The following is an 18278-nucleotide window of genomic DNA, read 5'->3' as shown; positions in this document are numbered from 1 at the left end:
CTATGAAAAAAATGTATTTCATTGCTGTTTATCCGCCACAGGAAGTTATTGACGAAATAAAAATATTCAAGAAAGATCTTGCAGAAAACTATGACAATTCGAAAGCGCTGAAAAACGATGCGCACATTACTTTATTTCCACCATTTTCGAGAGAGTTGGAACTGGAAGAGGATATTCATGAAGCTTTTCAAAAAATTAACACCAATATCTCACCTTTTGAAGTTGTACTGAATGGCTTCGGAAGTTTTGTCAATCCTAAAAATCCTGTCCTTTTTGTTCGGCCTGAAAATAATGAGAATTTACAAGAACTTTATTCAAAGGTTACGGAGAAATTTAATTTTATAAAATATTCGTTTCATCCGCATATTACTGTCGGGTATAGAAATCTTACCCACGAAAATTTCTTAAAAGCATGGGAAGCCTATCAGCATAAAAATTACAAAACTAAATTTATAGTTGACAAAATATTACTCCTTCGTCATGATGAAAACTGGGTTCCAATTGCCGAAAAAAAGCTGGAAAAGCTTTAGTGATTCATAAAAAAATCGACTGCTGGAGCCGATTTTAATTTTATATCTCCAATGATATTATTCGATAACAATCTTCTGAGAAATGATCAGTCCTTTATTTTCCTCCACATTCAGCATATAATTACCGGCCGGCAGTTTATTAATATCCACATAAATCGTGGAAGAGTCTTTTAATTCAGATTTTACCGGAATTAACTTCCCTGAAACATCATATAACATCACATGGATATTTTTAGAGAAATCCTGTTTCCCTTTAATATAAAATTCATTATCCGCAGGATTTGGGTAAATAGCAAATCTTCTTTCTGCAGCTTTTACTTCTGAAGTTCCCAAGGTTGTTTTATTTAAAGTCCAGGTAATATTGGTAAAATGAACCGTACTGTGATTATTTACTTTCACTAAAGGATTATTATCGTTCACCGAAAAAAGTAGTGTATTGTTTCCGCTGTTCAGCTGATTCGGGGTGATGGTCACCGTATTGCCCGTTGAAGAAAGCGGAGTTCCGTTCAATGTCCAGGAATTGACTAATGTATTGGGAATCGGAAGAATTTCATTTACCGTAAAAGTAACATTGGCATTCCCATTTACAGAAGAGCTGTTTACCGGAGTATAAGAATCTACGGGAGAAACCAATGCATGGATTTTTTCAATAATTGCTTCCTTACAGACTGAACAAAACTGCTGGTTCAGATACCTCATCTCACAACTTTGGTGCGGACGGTACCAGGAAGGGCTTTCGGCATGAGCATATACTCCTACCCCATTCAGCCCTATCCAATTGGCCCACTTTATCGTTGCCGGATTTGAAGTCTGTGTTTTGTTGGCTCTTTCACCCGTACCTGCAAACCAATATTCATCCGCTAAATTACCAAAAGAATGCCCCAATTCGTGCACAACAATTTCATTAGCCGAGCTGTTTAAAGAAGCAAAAGCATACGTTCCTCCACATCCGCCATATTCTGTAGTATTCCCTAAAATATAAGCAATATCAAAATCCGGAAGATTAGCAGACAGCACCTGGGTCACTTTAGTCGTATTTCCGTAATAACAACGATGTACCCCGTTATCAAAAGAAGAACTGAAATAATTATTGGGATTGGCTACAGGAAAAGCAGGTTCTGTAACATCAGTAGCTGTTCCGGGATGCTTTACTCCTGATTCAGGAGAAATAACCTTTATGGCATATGCATTAAAATAATTTTTATATTCTACGTAAGGACTTTTTGTAAAGAGATAATTAACCGTATTCTGGGCCGAAGTTACAAAAGACGGAAGTTCAGCCGAAGTGAAGCCATCTCCCAACACGGCAATATTGATTCTTTTATTATTCGCTCCGTTCTGCAAAACCGGAACTGTCTCAAAAGTCTGGGCACAGCAGAAGCTTCCGATAAAAAGAGATAGTATAATTTTTTTCATGATTATAGTCTTTGAGTGAATAATAATTGTTTACCTGTTGTCGTAATCTTTTCCACTTTTACCATTTGATTTTCTTCAGCACAAGAATATCTTACACTAAATTCAGCATCCTGCAAAGAAATCTTGTTTCTGCTGATAACTTCTCCATAAATTTCTCTTGTAGGGTTCAGCGGATTTTCAATAACCTGTCTTGTAATTTCTTTTCCGCTTGCATCGGTTATGGAAATAACAAAATCCCCAATTTCGCCATTGCTTTCATCAGAAAGTGGGTTGGATTTTAATATTCCATCCACCATTTTCTTTTCCTGTAACGTGATTTTTTCCAAACCGGAACTTGTTTTTTCTGCTTTAAAAAAGAGATAAATAATCTTAGAATTATTCTCAATGCCTGTAATAGCAACAGTCTTGTCGTTTTCCTGTAAATATTGAACCTGCAAAAAATTGGAAGACAAATAAAGAGGAAGACTCAGAAAAATAATTAAATTTCTCATAGTTATATTTTTATGTAAGTTAAGAAGTTTTTTAATTGTATTATATTCAATTGAATTTTTTCATTTTGAAAAATTTTAGAAAGTCATATCTTTGAAGCAATGATTGCAGAGAAAATTATTTTAGGTATAGACCCGGGAACTACGGTGATGGGATTTGGAATTATTTCCGTGAAAAAAGGTAAAATGGAGATGATTTCCATCCATGAACTTTTACTGAAAAAATATCCCAATCACGAAACCAAGCTTAAATATATTTTCGACAAAACATTAGCCTTAATTGATGAGTTTCATCCCGATGAAGTTGCTCTGGAAGCTCCTTTCTACGGGAAAAATGTTCAGAGTATGCTTAAATTGGGGCGGGCACAGGGCGTTGCCATGGCGGCAAGTCTTTACCGAAACATTCCTATTACAGAATATTCTCCGAAAAAGATTAAAATGGCCATCACCGGAAACGGAAACGCCAGTAAGGAACAGGTGGCAGGAATGCTTCAAAATTTATTGAATTTAAAAGAATTTCCCACAAAATACCTTGACGCTTCCGACGGTCTTGCAGTTGCCGTTTGCCATCATTTCAACTCGGGCACGATTGCTGACACCAAATCTTACACAGGCTGGGAAAGCTTTTTAAAGCAAAATCCCGATCGCCTGAAATAATTTATTGAGTTTTATATTCTGAAGGAGTAATCTTAAAATCGGTGGTTGGCTTTCCGTTTTTGTCGTAATAAAAATACTCCATCGTCACATCTCTATCCCGGAACTCTTTTATTTCTGCCGAAGTTTTGATAATTTTAAGAGCACCGACTTTTGCCTCACTTTTAAACGCTTCTATCTCTTCAGGAGTTACATTTTCTTTGACATCATCCGTTAAAGTATAGCTGTATCTTAGCGTTTTACCAGGCTGTGCAGAAACACTGTCGAGACGCACTCCGTCACTTAAAATCTGCGGTGTCATTTTATTCATACTCGCTGCGACATCTTTAAGTTCATCATCGGTACTCCGTTCTTTTTTACAGGATACCAACATCAGCGATACAGATAGTAATGTACATTTAAATACGTTATTCATAATTAAAATTTTTGTGGATTGTTACCTAAAGATAAGATTATTTAAATTAATATTTTAATTTATTGAAATTCAAACATTTAATTTAAAACCTCAACTTACTTGGTAAAACATAATACTATCTTTTACATTGGTATGATTTTTAATAGTACATTTGTATAAATTTTCTGTCATGAAAAACAAGCAACAAACTATAAATCAGGTAAATCATAAGATCAATTGGTTTCAGAAATTTCTGATGGTATGCTCCGGAGGAAATATTCATATTTTGAGAAAAACACCCAGCGAATGGAACAAGTTTGCAGGGATCGGAGGCATCGTCCTTTTTACCGCCGTATTTGCCACTCTTTCTGCCGGCTATGCGATGTACACAGTATTCGACAACATTTGGACGTCGATCGGCTTCGGTGTTTTGTGGGGTTTAATGATTTTCAATCTTGACCGGTATATCGTTTCGTCCATCAAAAAAACAGGAACCTGGTGGAATCAGATTCTGATGGCTATTCCGCGTCTGGTTTTGGCTACTTTCTTAGGAATTATTATATCCAAACCTTTAGAGCTGAAAATTTTTGAAAAAGAGGTAAACAAACAATTAAATACCATTATTCAGAGAAATAAAAAACAGCTTCAGGGAGAAATGAGCGGAAGAATCCTTCAGCAAAGCGGACCATTTGAAACGGAAAAGAAACAGATTTCTGATAAGATTGCACAATATCAAAAATCGTATGACTCTGCATCAGTAGAACTTGAAAAAGAGATCTTAGGAAAACAATCCGGCCTTACCAGCGGAAAAGAAGGCTTCGGACCGAATGCCAAACGAAAACAGGAACTGAAAGAACAAAGAAGAAACGATCTTGAAAACTACCAAAAACAGGTGGCTCCAAGGCTGGAATATTTAGACAAAGAAATCTCTAAAGTCTATACCAATCTTGAAACCGAAAGAAAATCTACGGAAACTTTTGAAGATAAATTCAATGGTTTTGCAGCGAGATTGCAGGCTTTGGATGAATTAGGAAAAAATTCTGCCATTATCGGTTTAGCCGCCACTTTTATTATGGGATTATTTATCTGTCTGGAAATTTCTCCGGTTCTGGTAAAGCTGATCTCTCACGTGGGGCCTTACGATCACCTTTTGGAAAAAACGGAAAATGATTTCAGATTGTATTCAAAAGAAAAAGTAGAAAAAGGAAATGCCCTGACCGACTTCAGGATCGATGATTTTAAAGATAAACTGCATAAATAATTTTTTATAAAAATAATTCAACCTTTCGGCTCATCTGGAAGGTTTTTTATTTTAATAACCAAAATATGTAGAATTATCTCTAACTTTACGTCACCTAATTAAAACTAATTTTTTATCATGAAAAAACTTGCACTCGGATGTACTTTGCTGTTAAGCATTGCATCAACTTCTATTGTAAAAGCACAAGCTTCAGAACCTTTCTTAGGACAAATCGCATTCGTACCTTATAATTTTGTTCCTGCAAACTGGGCTCCATGTAATGGTCAAATTTTATCCATTGCACAGAATACAGCCTTATTTTCGCTTTTAGGCACCACTTATGGAGGAAATGGAACCACAACATTTGCATTACCTGATATGAGAGGAAGAGTTTTGGTGCATGAAGGACAAGCTCCCGGAGGGCCTACAAACTATACAATGGGCCAAACAGGCGGAACGGAGTCTGTAACATTATTGGTAACACAAATGCCTGCTCACTCTCATACTGTGAATGCGGTAACAGCAGAAGGTAATCAGAACTCTCCTACCAATGCTCTTCCTGCAGATACAAAAGGTTTGGATAAAGAATATTCTGATGCCAATGCTAATACGACCATGAAAGCAGCAATGGTAAATACAACAGGAGGAAGCCAGCCTCACGAAAACAGACCTCCATTTGTTACTTTAAAATGTATTATTGCATTATACGGAGTTTACCCATCACACCCATAAGCTATGAAAAAAATTTCTTTTTTGTGTCTTGTTCTCGGGAGTTTAGCTTTCGGACAGACTATCATCTTTAATGGTTGTCATAATATATTTGATGATCAGAATTTTGTTTTTACAAAAACAGGAGTAGATGCCTATAATAAAGGTATTTATATTACAACACCTCTGGATGGACAACCTTGTGGCGGTTTAGGATCTTGCGAATTTAAAATCCAATGGAATAACACTTTAAGTAGATGGGAGTTTCTTGCCGATGAAGGCTATGGGACTTTTACAAACCCTAACTTAATTTATTATAACTCTACAGGAAATAATAATTTCGCACAAAATCCACCCGCAATTACGTTTGGAACATGGGTAGAAAATACATTGTTTACATCACAATCCGGAGGATGCGGAGGAAATTTAACCCCTTCTAACGCTACAATGACAGGAGACTTGCACAGTACTTCACTCGCAACGTCTGATGTAAATGCAGATATCTCTAAAATACAGATTTTCCCGAATCCTGTTGCCGATGTAATCCGAATTTCAGGGATTAATAACGGACAATCTATTCAGATTTATAACATGACCGGACAACTGGTGAAATCAGAAGTGTTTGATTCAAAAATAAATGTTTCTGAACTAAGTTCCGGAGTCTATTTATTAAAAATCAATACTAAAAATTTCCAGTCTCATGAATTCAAATTCGTGAAAAAGTAAATTATATTGTCACTATTTATAGATAAAGCCTTCGGTTTCCGGAGGCTTTTGTTTATTTCATAAACTTAAAAAAAGAACGCTTCACAACCGTTATTCAATAAAATAATTTCTATAAAATTTAAAAAACAAAGAATCTCATTATTCATAAATTAAATTATTCCTAATAATCTCCTAACACAAAGATTAATAAGTGATTAATTTTCGTTTTCCGAAAAGCAATTGTATAATCCTATATATTTGTATTACAGTAAAATAAACACATATGAATAATACAAGAAACTCTACAAGTGAAACCGGTCATGCAAAAAACATTGCCAATTTTCAGGATCTTATCTCTTTTTGCAAAGGATATGGCACAAATTATAATCCGGTAAAAGAAGAATTAAAAATCCCAAATCTAGAAGCACTGTATCAAAACGCACTTCTATCGCTTGAAGACACATACTCTAAAAAGATCAGTTTTAATAGTGCTACCAACCAGAGAGCAGAGGCTTTTAAAAATCTAAATCCACTTGCTACAAAAATTATCAATGCATTAGCCGTATCGGAAACCAACCCTATCATGCTGAACAATGCAAAATCTTTCAACAAAAAGCTACAGGGAACCCAAAAAACCAAACCACAAACCACCATTGCCGAAGAAGAAACAGAGCAGGTAACAAAATCAATTTCCACATCTCAACAAAGCTATAACAGTAAGATTAATAACTTTTCCAATCTTATTCAGGTACTCATGCAGAGTGAAGCATATAATCCCAATGAGGAAGATCTTAAGGTGTCTTCTCTACAAAACAAATTACTGAATATAAAAGATAAAAACACAGCACTTATCATTGCCTATACAGAATATTCCAATGCCAGAATATTAAGAGATCAGGTACTATATCACACAACAACAGGATTATTTCAGACAGCAAAAGAAATCAAACAGTATGTAAAATCTGTTTTTGGTGCTACAAGTCCCCAATACAGACAAATTTCAGGAATTCAGTTTGTGAAAGGAAAATAAACTTTCAAATTTATTATCAGATAATATAAAACCCTTGCATAGAAATTAATTTTTCAGGCAGGGGTTTTTCATTTTCTAATTCCTAAACAGTACTTTTTTATTCCTAATCACATATGTTCCTATTCTCAAATTATATTTTTATATCCTAGTATATGTAATTAAAAAAACCAAAATATTTTTTTTTATTCTTATGGAATATTTTCTTAATCCTAAATTATATTTTATCAATCTCGTTTACTATTTTTACATTCACGGTTACTATTTTTGTATTCTAAAAAACTAAATTCTCCTCCCCATCTACACTTTTATTATTCTTTGATAATATTTTCATACCTCCATTCATCTTTTTTATATTCTTAACTAGAAATTTATGAAATTTGTTTTAAAAACCACTTTTAAATATTAATATTTTAATTAATCAAAATTATATTTCCTTCTAAAAGATAGAATTATTAAAGAATGAAAATATCTCAAACAATATTGAGATAATAATATTTCAATTTGTTACAATTATGTAATTATCAATGGATGAAAACATATCTTTTCCGAAATTATATAAATCAAATTTCCGAATTCCTCTTTCATTACATAACAGCCAAAAGCCTTTTTAAAGCGAACTTTGCCAAAAATTAGTAAAAGTTATAATTATGGCAAAAATTAGATTTTTTAAAAAGAAGACAAGAATAGCAGCATTCAGCTTACTTATGTTTTTTTTAAGTTTAAACGTTAATGCGCAATGTTCTTTGACAGGATGGTCAAAGTTGGCACAGGGGGAAAATTTTAGTATTGCACTAAAACAAGATGGTACTTTGTGGATATGGGGAAGAAATTTGTATGGTATCCTTGGAGATGGCACAGGGGCACATACACAAATCCAGCACCCTACACAGATTGGAACAGATAATAACTGGACAGATATCTCTGTAGGTCGTTATTTTGCATTAGGAAAAAAAGCTAATGGAGACTTATACGGATGGGGAGCTAACGATTATGGGCAATTAGGATTAGGAAACAATACCAATGTATTCACACCTACATTAATTCAGCAGAATGTTACTGCATTTTCTGCCGGATACTTTCATACATTAGTTGTGAAAGCAGATGGTACATTATGGGGTACAGGATATAATGACTGGAGCGGTCTTGGAGTAGGAACAAGTGTAGGATGGTACAATACATTCCAGCAGGAATCAAGTCAAGCTACAAACTGGGCATCCGTTCTTGGTACTTACTACAATTCATTTGCCATTAAAACAGACGGAACATTGTGGTCAGCTGGAGCAAATGTTGAAGGGCAGACAGGTTTAGGAACTCCAGCATCTTTAGGAACTAATGAAACTGCAAACTTTACACAAATTGGTACCGATACCAATTGGAAGTCGGTAGCAGGTGGTATTTACCATACTTTAGGATTAAAAACCAATGGAGAATTATGGTCTTGGGGACATAACAATAACGGAAGACTAGGATTGGGTACCACAGGAGGAATTCAGTATACACCACAACAGGTTGCTGGTAATACTTGGGCATCCATAGGTGCTACAAACGAAGCTTCTTCTGCTATTAAAACAGACGGTTCTTTCTGGACATGGGGTAACGGATCTTATGGTGTTTTAGGACAAGGGACTCCATATAGCGGAGCCGTTAATGTTCCTACACAAGTAGGTACAGATACCAACTGGCAATCAATTCCTGTAAGATCAGGAGAGGTTTCTGCCGGAGGGATCAAAGCAGATAGCACATTATGGTCTTGGGGATGGGATACATACTGGCAATTAGGAAATGGAGACGGAGTTGCTGCTGAAAAAGGAAGTCCTACGCAGGTTACTTGTGTTGACAATGCAGTATTAGCAGTTAATGACAATATCATTTCTCAGAAGAAAACATCTTTATATCCTAACCCGGCAAAAGATATTGTAACTCTACAATCCGAAAAAGCTATTTCTGAAGTTAAAATTTATAACGTTGCAGGATCTCTTGTAAAATCATTCTCAAAACCATCAGACAATACAATCAATATTTCAGAATTATCTGCAGGGGTTTATTTTGTTAAGATCAATGATTCTGTAGAAAGCATCAAATTAATCAAGAAATAATTATCAATCACATGTTGGAATATAGAAAGAGCAAAAATAATTCATTTATACTCCTCATGTTTAAAAGATGATATAAGTTTTTACTTATGCCTGATAAAATACGAACCCACTTCTTCTTAGGAGTGGGTTTATACTTAGGATAAGTTTTATCAAGCCAATAGTTTAAACAGATTTAATTAAAAAACGGCGCAATTCCTTAATTTATTGAGGAACATTTTTTGTATAACCTTAGTATGCCTTCATCAGTAGTCAATACTTATACTTATTTTCCTCAGACTGAAACTTTACGAATCATTTATCAGTCGGGGGCGGTATATGATTACCTCAATGTCCCGGAGAAAATTTTTGAAAAATTTAAATCTGTACAATCCAAAGGAAGATTTTTAAATTATGTGATTAAAACAAAGTTCAGCTATAAAAAGATCAACTAACAAACATATTAAATACAAAACACGGCTGTCTCAATATTGAAACAGCCGTGTTTGTTATATTTAATTTATTATTACAAAGAATAATTAGGCGCCTCCTGAGTGATAATAACATCATGAGGGTGAGATTCTTTCAATCCGCTTCCTGTGATCATTACCATTTTGGTTTCGGTTTGTAAAGCGGTAACATCTTTAGCTCCACAATATCCCATACCTGCTCTAAGACCTCCGACTAACTGGAAAATAACTTCTTCCAATTTACCTTTGCTTGGAACTCTTCCTTCGATACCTTCCGGAACGAATTTCTTAGCTTCACTCTGGAAATATCTCTCTTTTCCACCTCTCTTCATGGCAGAAAGACTTCCCATCCCTTGGTACGTTTTGAATTTTCTTCCCTGGAAGATAATTTCTTCACCCGGCGCTTCATCAGTTCCTGCAAGAAGTGAGCCTAGCATTACTGCTCCTGCTCCACTTGCAATAGCTTTTACAATATCTCCTGAAAGTTTAATACCCCCATCAGCGATTACTGCAATGTTTTTAGTCTGAGCATATTCGTAAACGTTATAGATCGCAGATAACTGAGGAACTCCAACACCTGCAACAACTCTCGTTGTACAGATAGAACCTGGGCCCACACCTACTTTAAGAACGTTTGCTCCAGCGTCAATAAGATCTTTTGCCGCCTCAGCCGTTACGATATTTCCACCCACGATATCCAAATCCGGATATGCCTGTCTGATTTCTCTAATTTTATTTAAAACTCCGATAGAATGCCCGTGAGCAGAATCGATACCGATGATATCAACTCCCGCTTTTACTAAAGCTTCAATTCTTTCCAAAGTATCTTCACCTACACCAACACCTGCTCCAACGATTAACCTACCGTTTTGATCTTTGTTGGCATTAGGATATTCTAACTGATTGTCGATATCTTTAATGGTAATTAAACCTACCAATTTATTTTCAGCATCTACAATAGGAAGTTTTTCTACTCTGTTTTTAAGAAGGATTTCTTTAGCTTTTTCAAGGTTGGTATTTTTATCAGAAGTGATCAGATTTTCTTTTGTCATGATCTCTTCTACCTTTGCTTCAAGATTCTCCTGATATTTTACGTCTCTGTTGGTAATAATCCCGATCAATACATTATCTGCATCTACAACCGGTAAACCTGAGATTTTATATTTCGCCATTAATTCTTTAGCTTCACCTAAAGTATGATCTTTTGAAAGGGTAACCGGATCAGAGATCATCCCGTTCTCAGAACGCTTCACTCTGTTTACTAGTGCAGCCTGTTCCGCGATCGTCATATTTTTATGAATGAAACCCAAACCGCCCACTCTTGCCAGAGCAATCGCCAATTCTGCTTCCGTAACGGTATCCATCGCAGCGGAAACAATAGGAACATTAAGCGTAATTTTGTCGGTAAGTCTTGATTTTAATGAAACCTGATTAGGTAAAACTTCTGAATAAGAAGGGACTAGAAGCACGTCATCGAAAGTGATGGCTGTCTCTACAATTTTGTTATGAATAGACATCTTTACTTTCTTGCAAAATTAAGACTTTTCGGCGAGATACGAAAATTGATTTTGATAGTTTAAATAAAACTTAATAATCAATAACTTAAATCAAAAAAACCGCTTCAATTAGGAAACGGTCTTTTTTTACAAAATAAAATTTGATATATGATTGTATATGAATGTGTCTATTTATCGGATGCGGATGCAATCATTTTCGAAATATCATCAGCCGTAAAATTACCTTTTACATCTACTAAAATGATTTCTTTATCAGAATTCACAGTGATCAGCATATTTTTTATGACATCTGTTTTTTGCTTCACCCGGATATTCACCTGTTCGCCTTCATGCTTTATCGTGGCCCAATCTTCATAATGATTATCAAGTAAATAATCCGAAAAGTCTTTCAGCAGCTTTGGATTACTATTTTCTACGGTCATCACCTTTATTTTCGAAACCTTACTGGCAAGCCTGATCACGTCTTCACTCTCCCCGTCTTCTCTCAGTGCTTTTCTGATATAAGGTTTTGCCAACAGCATCGGAACATTGATACTTGTAAATTTTGCTCCTTTAAAATCACGGCCAGATTCTGAAAAATAGGCTATATTAGGCTTTTCTGAAACAATACACGACTGCATTAGACCTAACATACAAATAATCAGAATAATGTTTTTGAAAGTTTTCATGGTTTTTAGTTTTTATATATATTCTAATCAATTTGCTTTAAAGCACCACCGGAAATTTTACTGATATTGGATTCTATCTTAGGATTTCCTCTGTATCTGATGATACCTCCAGAAGAAGCCTTTGCTTTCAGCTCCTCGACAGCATGTCCCGAAACAACTGCTCCGGAAGTAGATTCGGCATCCAAAACATTAAATTTAAGACCTTCTGCATTACAAACAGCACCACTGCTTACGTCAACAGCTCCCCAATTGGCCTTACCGCTGAGATTGGCAGCAGAACCGCTCGATCCTTTGATGTTGATATCTTTGGTATTAATTTCTGAATTGATTACAGCCCCAGAGCTCAACTCTACATTTGCTTTTTCTGAGACAGTAAAGCTGCCGTTCACTACAGATCCCGAAGAAACATCTACAGTCAGGTTATTTTCACGTATATTTTCAACAGCATTAAATATCGCTCCGGATGAAGTCTTGATAGTATTAATCTTCGGAGAAGAAACATTAATGTTTATATTTTTAAACTTTAAATTCTTCTGTCCTTTATTATCAACATATACTTTTAGTACCCCGTCTTCAACTTTGGTAACGATGTATTGAAGCTTATCTGCATCGGCAACGACTCTAACACTCGTAGGGTTTTCCTGCGTAAAATTAACAACCAGCCCGGTACTCACATGGATTCCCGAAAAATTGCCAACATTTCTGAATTCACCGTTAACATAAGAATTCGTCTTGCTTGAAGTAAAGCTGCTCGCTATTTTATTAACCGTAACCGTATTGGTTTTCGATTCGGCAGAGCTGATGATCCTGTTCACATCCTCCATTTTCATTTTCCCGTTCAGAATGAAAATAACATTCTCTTCCTTAGAATCAATATTAAATACAAGATTTTCAAGAATATTGTTTTTCTCGCTTTCAGCCAGGAACTTCATGGAAACATCATTGCTTTTTAACGACATCAGTTCATTAAAATTCAATTGGCTTAATGAATGGTTTACCCAATCGGTTTTTTTCTGATTCATTTCAATAATACCCAGGTTTTCAGACTTCAGATTATCCGGAAAAGTAGCTTTTGAAACAATCAGTACTTTAAACCCGTCAACCTGCTTCATGATCGGTTGGATCTTATTAAGGTATTCGCTGCTGATATCAATTTTATCCAATAGATTGAACATAGGCTTCTTGATATCAATGGATGTTACTCCTCCTTTATTTTCGAAAGACTGAAAGAGCTTATCGAGCTTCTCTGTCTGTGCAGAAAACGTCACAAGACTATTGAGAAACAAAAATAATATGGATAGTATATTTTTCATGACTTTAGTATTCGTTATCAAAGTTTTCATTTTTCTGGGCAGAGGCTACAGTTTTCTTAAACTCACTGCCCATCTTCATTAAGGAATAGGTGGCTACATCTATTGCCTCTTTTTCGTTGGTAATTCTCTTTCCGTTGACGATGACGTAAGTATCCTTATATCCTGCAGAATCCGTTTTTACATCAGAATTATAGACATATTGAGGTTTTCTGTCTTTTTTCATTCTCCCTCTTTTAGGCAGAATATCATCCAGATAATCTTTCTCTGCCACTTGGCTTTCCTGAAAAACAGAATCTTTTTTCGCCTTTGGGAGAGTATCATTGACATGGTTTACCGCTACCTGCTCTTCAGGATTGCTGTTTTCTGCAATAAAATCATTCTTTTGATCTTTAATCTGATTTTCGACCAAGTTTGCCCTATCCTGAACAGCAGATGTTTTATTGTAATTAAACATAAAGCCGATACTAAAAAGCAAAACAAGACTTGCTGCCATCCAGAACCATTTCGGAAATGAAGGTTTTGTTTTAGTGTCTATCGGGATAACCGGAGTTTCGGCCTCATCAGATTTTCCTTCTGCTTTTTTAAGGAAATCCTCAAAATCCCAATCCATTTTCTCTTCCTTTATATGTTGGAAGACCTCATCGTATTTATCTTGAAATTTGTCTTTGCTCATAGCTCATCAATTGTGAGATTTGTTCTTTTACTTTTTGTCTGGCCCGCATAAGATTTACTCTTACTGCATTCTCTTCCATTTCCAGCATTTCGGCAATTTCCGAAACTTCGTATTCTTCTACATCTTTCAAATGGATTACCATTTTCTGTTTTTCGGGAAGCTGATTGATAAAACCTATAATATGATCTTTCAGATTATTCACTTCCATACTGTAAAGTTCCGACCGGTGAAGCTGCATATCAGCGAATCCCAATTTTACATCGTGATGCTTCAGCCGGTTCAGGCATTCGTTCCGGACGGCTTTCAAAGCATAGGACTTTAAGTTTCCGCATTGTTCGAGCTCCTCTTTTTTCTGCCAGAATTTCAGCATCAGATCCTGTACGACATCTTCCGCCTCATCGTTGCTCATGATAAACCTTTTCGCAAAGCGATACATCTCATTTTTGAGAATGAATACCGTATTACTAAAAGTTTCTTGGGTCATAAGTTTTGTTTCTAATAATAAGACAATCTGTTTTTACAATTTATTACATTAAAAACAAAAAAACTTCAAAAAATTTTCTGAAGTTTCTATTTTATTTCAAAAACATACCCATTTTAAACCATTAAGTCGGATAAGAATTTTAGAATTATTAAGTTAAAACTTTGTTGTAAGACATGTAACTTAATGAGTTAATTTCATCTTAAAGCTCAAATATATTTTAATAATTTTCAAAAATATGTTTAAAAATAGACTTATCCTCATCCGTTAAAGACACTTTTCTTCTTGCCATGACTTTTTCCGCAACCTCGTACGCTTTGTCTAATTTAAATCTTTCATCATCTTTAAAACCACCCCATGAGAAGTTTTCAATCAGGTTTGGAGGGAAACCTTCTTTGAAAATATTTGAAGCAACTCCAATTACCGTTCCTGTATTTAACTGAGTATTGATAGCCGTTTTAGAATGATCCCCCATAATCACTCCCGCAAACTGCAGGCCTGTATCCTGAAAATCTTTGGTTCTGTAGTTCCAAAGCTTTACGTTTCCGTAATTATTTTTAAGATTGGAAGAATTGGTATCGGCTCCCAGATTACACCATTCGCCAATCACAGAATTTCCTACAAAGCCGTCGTGCCCCTTATTAGAATACCCGAAAATAATAATATTGCTTACTTCTCCTCCAACTTTCGAGTGTGGACCAACTGTAGTGGCTCCATAAATTTTTGCACCTAAATTAAATTTAGAACCTTCACAAAGTGCAATCGGACCACGAAGATTACAGCCTTCCATCACCTCTGCATTTTTCCCGATGTATATTTTTCCGGTTTTGGTATTGATGGTTGAAAATTCTATTTCTGCACCTTCTTCAATAAAAAGATCTTCTCTATTTCCTAAAAATCCGTTGGTAGGTGATAATTCCTGCGACGTTTTTCCTTTGGTTAATAATTCAAAATCAAAATCTATGGCTTCTCTATTATACGTAAAAAGATCAGTCGGTTTTTTAAAGAAAACAAGTTCTTCTTTAATGTCCGTCATTTTTTCGATCTGATGCAGAGAAAAACCATCCATATTGATTTTCGCAGCCACCAATTCATCTTCATATACCAATGCTTCACCCTGCTTTAAATCTTTAATCTGCTGTACAACCGTTTCTGTCGGCAAAAAATTCGGAACTAAAAACAGGCTTTCTCTTTTTTCCGGTTCATTGTATTTTTGCTGAAGATACATTTCCGTAAACCAGGAAACTTCTGTATTATCTAAAATTTTCTGCCATCTTTCGGAGAAAGTAAGAATTCCGCATCTCATTTCTGCAATCGGGCGGGTAAAAGTAAGCGGAAGAAAATCTTCCCAGTATTGTGCATCGGAAAATACGAGTTGCATCGTCAGTTTTTAGTTTAATGTTTAAAATTCAAAGTTTAAACAAAAATACAAATAAAAAAGTCTCCCAAAAATTGGAAGACTTTAAATATTTTTAATAACAAAAATTACTTAGCGAATTTTTTGTATTTGTTCATGAACTTATCAACTCTACCTGCAGTGTCTACTAATTTAGTTTTACCAGTGTAGAAAGGGTGAGAAGTTGAAGAGATTTCCATTTTGATCAATGGGTATTCTTGTCCTTCGTACTCGATAGTATCTTTTGTTTCTGCAGTAGATTTGCAAAGAAACACCTCGTCGTTACTCATATCTTTGAAAACAACAAGTCTATAATTTTCTGGGTGGATTCCGTTTTTCATAATACAATTTTTAAAAAATTAAAGTTTGCTTTCGAAATAGTAATGGATATTTCTCTGCTAATTTTAGGGTGCAAAAATACAATATTTTTTCTAATTTCCAAATACCGTCTTAATATTTTTTTCTTCACAAGAAATTTCAAGTATTTTCGTTACATTTGAAACCTATTTAAACTTTAATTTCGATGAAATTCAAATTATTACTGGCTTTTTCTTTCTGGATGCTTGTTATGACTGTATCTTGTAATAAAGACGACATCAGTTTTGACGCTCCTTCTCAGGAACTTAGTTTTTCAAAAGATACGGTATTCTGCGACACCGTTTATCATCAGGTTCGTTCTGAAACCTATGCGGTGAAGGTCTATAATAATGAAGATAAAGATGTTCTAATCCCAAGAATCCATCTTGAAAAAGGGGCTGCTTCTTTATATAAAATCAATGTGGACGGAAAGCCCGGCTATGATTTTAAAGATATTCCTTTAAGAAAAAAAGACAGCCTCTATATTTTTGTTGAAATAGCGCCCACAGCTACCGGCCCTGAGGCTATTGCAGAAGACAAAATATTATTCCAGACTCAGGCGGGACAACAGCAGGTAGTTTTATTCTCTGTGGTGCAGGATGCAGAATTTTTTATTAAAACGCCTACCAACCCGAATATTATCAGTACCAGCACGACATGGACCAATACTAAGGCTAAAATTATTTACGGAGATTTAACGATCGATCAAAATACGATTTTAAATATCCAGCCGGGGACAAAAGTATATTTCCACAAAAACAGCGGAATGAAAGTTCTCTCCGGATCTACTTTAAATATCAACGGAACTCTGGCCAATAATGTCATTCTTCGTGGCGACAGAAACGATCTCGCTCATGACACAATTCCTAAAAACTGGAATTCTATTAAAATGGACGCCGGCTCTACCCTTACTATGAATTACGCAAGACTTTTCGGAGGGATGAGAGGACTGGAAATGAAACAGACCAATGCCACCATCAATAATTCTTTCATCCACACATTCCAGGAGTACGGAATTTATGCGGTGGGCTCTACAGTAACTGCCAACAATTTGGTTATGAACAACTGTGGGGAATCGGCAATCGGGATTTTCAGAGGCGGAACTCATAATTATACTCATGCTACCATTGCCAATTATTCAGATCTTTTGCATTCTTACAACAGAAACGGGATTTTTGCAACCAACGAATGGAAAAACGAATCTAACCAAACAGAACAGGGAGCATTGATTCTTAATGTAAGAAACAGTATTGTATATTCAGACAGAGAGAATTCTGTAGTTTTTGAACAGACCCCCGGACAGCTGTTTAATTTTACCCTTCAAAACTGTCTGATTAAATATTCGGGTACATCTGAGGCCGGATTTAATTTTGATACCAGCACAAGTGTTATTCAGTCCGATAAAAATCAGGATCCTTTGTTTGTTAATTATTTTGCGGCTCAGATGAATCTGAGAGTCAAGCAGGGTTCTCCGGCTATCGGAAAAGGAAGTACAGCGGTAGCTGCAACAGTTCCGACTGATATCGCCAATGTTTCAAGAACATCAAATCCTACCTCAGGAGCGTATCAGTATTTCTAAAATGAAAGTTAAAAAATGGAGATCAATATCTTTAAAATAGCAGTTTTCTTACTATTAATTTTGGTATATCTTACTGTAAGAAAACTTTTCAAAAGGTTTACAGATTTTACCGAAAATATTGGCAATTCTGTATATAATGAAGAAGAGCTTAAGAGATTAAAAACAAAAATTGTTCAATTAGAACAACAGATTAACAATGAACCTTAATGGAAATTACAAATCTGCAACAGCAAGTTGATGAATGGATAAAAACCATTGGTGTCCGTTATTTTAATGAACTCACCAATATGGCCATGCTGACGGAAGAAGTTGGCGAAGTCGCAAGAATCATCGCAAGAAGATACGGTGAGCAAAGCGAAAAAGAAAGCGATAAAAGCAAAGATCTGGGTGAAGAATTGGCAGATGTTCTGTTTGTAACCTTATGTTTGGCCAACCAGACCGGAGTTAATCTGCAGGAAGCTTTCGACAAAAAAATGAAGATAAAGACTGATCGCGATAAAGACCGCCATCAGAATAATGAGAAACTGAAATAATGAAGATGGATGATGGAAGCCTGAGGTTTAACACTATTCTTAAACTTCCAGCTT

21 protein-coding genes are annotated in these 18278 nt (G+C 35.4%); 11 read left to right on the top strand and 10 right to left on the bottom strand.

Translation table 11 applies throughout. The features are described from left to right. Positions 1 to 2: 2 nt before the first annotated feature. Positions 3 to 530: a 2'-5' RNA ligase family protein gene (locus tag BUA89_RS18195; protein ID WP_072961818.1), complete on the top strand. Its 528-nt coding sequence runs from the start codon at positions 3 to 5 to the stop codon at positions 528 to 530. Positions 531 to 587: 57 nt separating this feature from the next. Here BUA89_RS18195 and BUA89_RS18190 read toward each other — a convergent pair whose 3' ends face one another. Together BUA89_RS18190 and BUA89_RS18185 are read right to left on the bottom strand one after the other, a co-directional pair. Next, the gene (locus BUA89_RS18190) at positions 588 to 1946 is read right to left on the bottom strand and encodes a M64 family metallopeptidase (protein ID WP_072961814.1); all 1359 of its coding nucleotides are present in this window, start codon (positions 1944 to 1946) and stop codon (positions 588 to 590) included. 2 nt (positions 1947 to 1948) lie between these two features. Next, positions 1949 to 2437 carry a hypothetical protein gene (locus tag BUA89_RS18185; RefSeq protein ID WP_072961811.1) on the bottom strand — a complete coding sequence of 163 codons (489 nt, stop codon included), beginning with the start codon at positions 2435 to 2437 and terminating at the stop codon, positions 1949 to 1951. Positions 2438 to 2536: 99 nt separating this feature from the next. Between BUA89_RS18185 and ruvC the strand changes: the two genes are divergently transcribed. Then, positions 2537 to 3091, top strand: a complete 555-nt coding sequence (ruvC, locus tag BUA89_RS18180; RefSeq protein WP_072961808.1) for a crossover junction endodeoxyribonuclease RuvC — start codon at positions 2537 to 2539, stop codon at positions 3089 to 3091. A 1-nt stretch (position 3092) separates the two neighbouring features. Here ruvC and BUA89_RS18175 read toward each other — a convergent pair whose 3' ends face one another. Next, positions 3093 to 3503 carry a hypothetical protein gene (locus BUA89_RS18175; protein ID WP_143152393.1) on the bottom strand — a complete coding sequence of 137 codons (411 nt, stop codon included), beginning with the start codon at positions 3501 to 3503 and terminating at the stop codon, positions 3093 to 3095. A 169-nt stretch (positions 3504 to 3672) separates the two neighbouring features. Between BUA89_RS18175 and BUA89_RS18170 the strand changes: the two genes are divergently transcribed. From BUA89_RS18170 to BUA89_RS18145, 6 genes are all read left to right on the top strand, one after another. Next, complete coding sequence (locus BUA89_RS18170; protein WP_072961800.1) at positions 3673 to 4743, top strand: DUF4407 domain-containing protein; 1071 nt, start codon at positions 3673 to 3675, stop codon at positions 4741 to 4743. A gap of 117 nt (positions 4744 to 4860) precedes the next feature. Continuing rightward, entirely contained in the window at positions 4861 to 5454 is a 594-nt protein-coding gene (locus BUA89_RS18165; RefSeq protein WP_083531736.1) for a phage tail protein, read from the top strand. 3 nt (positions 5455 to 5457) lie between these two features. Next, the gene (locus BUA89_RS18160; RefSeq protein ID WP_072961797.1) at positions 5458 to 6156 is read left to right on the top strand and encodes a T9SS type A sorting domain-containing protein; all 699 of its coding nucleotides are present in this window, start codon (positions 5458 to 5460) and stop codon (positions 6154 to 6156) included. A gap of 262 nt (positions 6157 to 6418) precedes the next feature. Continuing rightward, positions 6419 to 7165 (top strand): hypothetical protein, encoded by a 747-nt coding sequence (locus BUA89_RS18155; RefSeq protein ID WP_072961794.1) that lies wholly within the window; start codon positions 6419 to 6421, stop codon positions 7163 to 7165. A 647-nt stretch (positions 7166 to 7812) separates the two neighbouring features. Further along, entirely contained in the window at positions 7813 to 9261 is a 1449-nt protein-coding gene (locus BUA89_RS18150) for an RCC1 domain-containing protein (RefSeq protein ID WP_072961792.1), read from the top strand. A gap of 233 nt (positions 9262 to 9494) precedes the next feature. Then, on the top strand, positions 9495 to 9692 hold the full coding sequence (locus BUA89_RS18145; protein ID WP_072961788.1) for a KTSC domain-containing protein: 198 nt from the start codon (positions 9495 to 9497) through the stop codon (positions 9690 to 9692). A gap of 71 nt (positions 9693 to 9763) precedes the next feature. Here the strand turns inward: BUA89_RS18145 and guaB are convergent, their stop codons facing one another. The 7 genes from guaB to BUA89_RS18110 all read right to left on the bottom strand — a co-directional run bounded on the left by guaB (position 9764) and on the right by BUA89_RS18110 (position 16096). Beyond that, positions 9764 to 11224 carry an IMP dehydrogenase gene (gene guaB, locus BUA89_RS18140; RefSeq protein WP_072961785.1) on the bottom strand — a complete coding sequence of 487 codons (1461 nt, stop codon included), beginning with the start codon at positions 11222 to 11224 and terminating at the stop codon, positions 9764 to 9766. Between the two features lie 167 nt (positions 11225 to 11391). Beyond that, the gene (locus BUA89_RS18135; protein WP_072961782.1) at positions 11392 to 11892 is read right to left on the bottom strand and encodes a DUF4252 domain-containing protein; all 501 of its coding nucleotides are present in this window, start codon (positions 11890 to 11892) and stop codon (positions 11392 to 11394) included. A gap of 23 nt (positions 11893 to 11915) precedes the next feature. Further along, the gene (locus BUA89_RS18130) at positions 11916 to 13205 is read right to left on the bottom strand and encodes a DUF4252 domain-containing protein (protein WP_072962051.1); all 1290 of its coding nucleotides are present in this window, start codon (positions 13203 to 13205) and stop codon (positions 11916 to 11918) included. A 4-nt stretch (positions 13206 to 13209) separates the two neighbouring features. Continuing rightward, positions 13210 to 13878 carry a hypothetical protein gene (locus BUA89_RS18125; RefSeq protein WP_228420622.1) on the bottom strand — a complete coding sequence of 223 codons (669 nt, stop codon included), beginning with the start codon at positions 13876 to 13878 and terminating at the stop codon, positions 13210 to 13212. Then, positions 13853 to 14314: an RNA polymerase sigma factor gene (locus tag BUA89_RS18120; protein ID WP_228420626.1), complete on the bottom strand. Its 462-nt coding sequence runs from the start codon at positions 14312 to 14314 to the stop codon at positions 13853 to 13855. Before BUA89_RS18120 ends, BUA89_RS18125 begins: the two co-directional genes overlap by 26 nt. 265 nt (positions 14315 to 14579) lie before the next feature. Continuing rightward, complete coding sequence (locus BUA89_RS18115) at positions 14580 to 15740, bottom strand: GlmU family protein (RefSeq protein WP_072961775.1); 1161 nt, start codon at positions 15738 to 15740, stop codon at positions 14580 to 14582. 104 nt (positions 15741 to 15844) lie between these two features. Next, complete coding sequence (locus BUA89_RS18110; protein ID WP_072961771.1) at positions 15845 to 16096, bottom strand: type B 50S ribosomal protein L31; 252 nt, start codon at positions 16094 to 16096, stop codon at positions 15845 to 15847. Between the two features lie 182 nt (positions 16097 to 16278). Between BUA89_RS18110 and BUA89_RS18105 the strand changes: the two genes are divergently transcribed. From BUA89_RS18105 to BUA89_RS18095, 3 genes are read left to right on the top strand one after another with little or no spacing between them, the layout of a single operon-like run. Beyond that, positions 16279 to 17691: a hypothetical protein gene (locus BUA89_RS18105; protein ID WP_072961766.1), complete on the top strand. Its 1413-nt coding sequence runs from the start codon at positions 16279 to 16281 to the stop codon at positions 17689 to 17691. A gap of 15 nt (positions 17692 to 17706) precedes the next feature. Beyond that, positions 17707 to 17898 (top strand): hypothetical protein, encoded by a 192-nt coding sequence (locus BUA89_RS18100; RefSeq protein ID WP_072961763.1) that lies wholly within the window; start codon positions 17707 to 17709, stop codon positions 17896 to 17898. Next, complete coding sequence (locus BUA89_RS18095) at positions 17898 to 18224, top strand: nucleotide pyrophosphohydrolase (RefSeq protein ID WP_034678907.1); 327 nt, start codon at positions 17898 to 17900, stop codon at positions 18222 to 18224. Before BUA89_RS18100 ends, BUA89_RS18095 begins: the two co-directional genes overlap by 1 nt. The last annotated feature ends 54 nt before the right edge of the window (positions 18225 to 18278 follow it).

Source organism: Chryseobacterium arachidis (genome assembly GCF_900129245.1).
In the GTDB taxonomy this organism is placed as follows: Bacteria; Bacteroidota; Bacteroidia; order Flavobacteriales; family Weeksellaceae; genus Chryseobacterium; species Chryseobacterium arachidis.
This window is presented reverse-complemented; position numbering and strand designations above follow the sequence as displayed.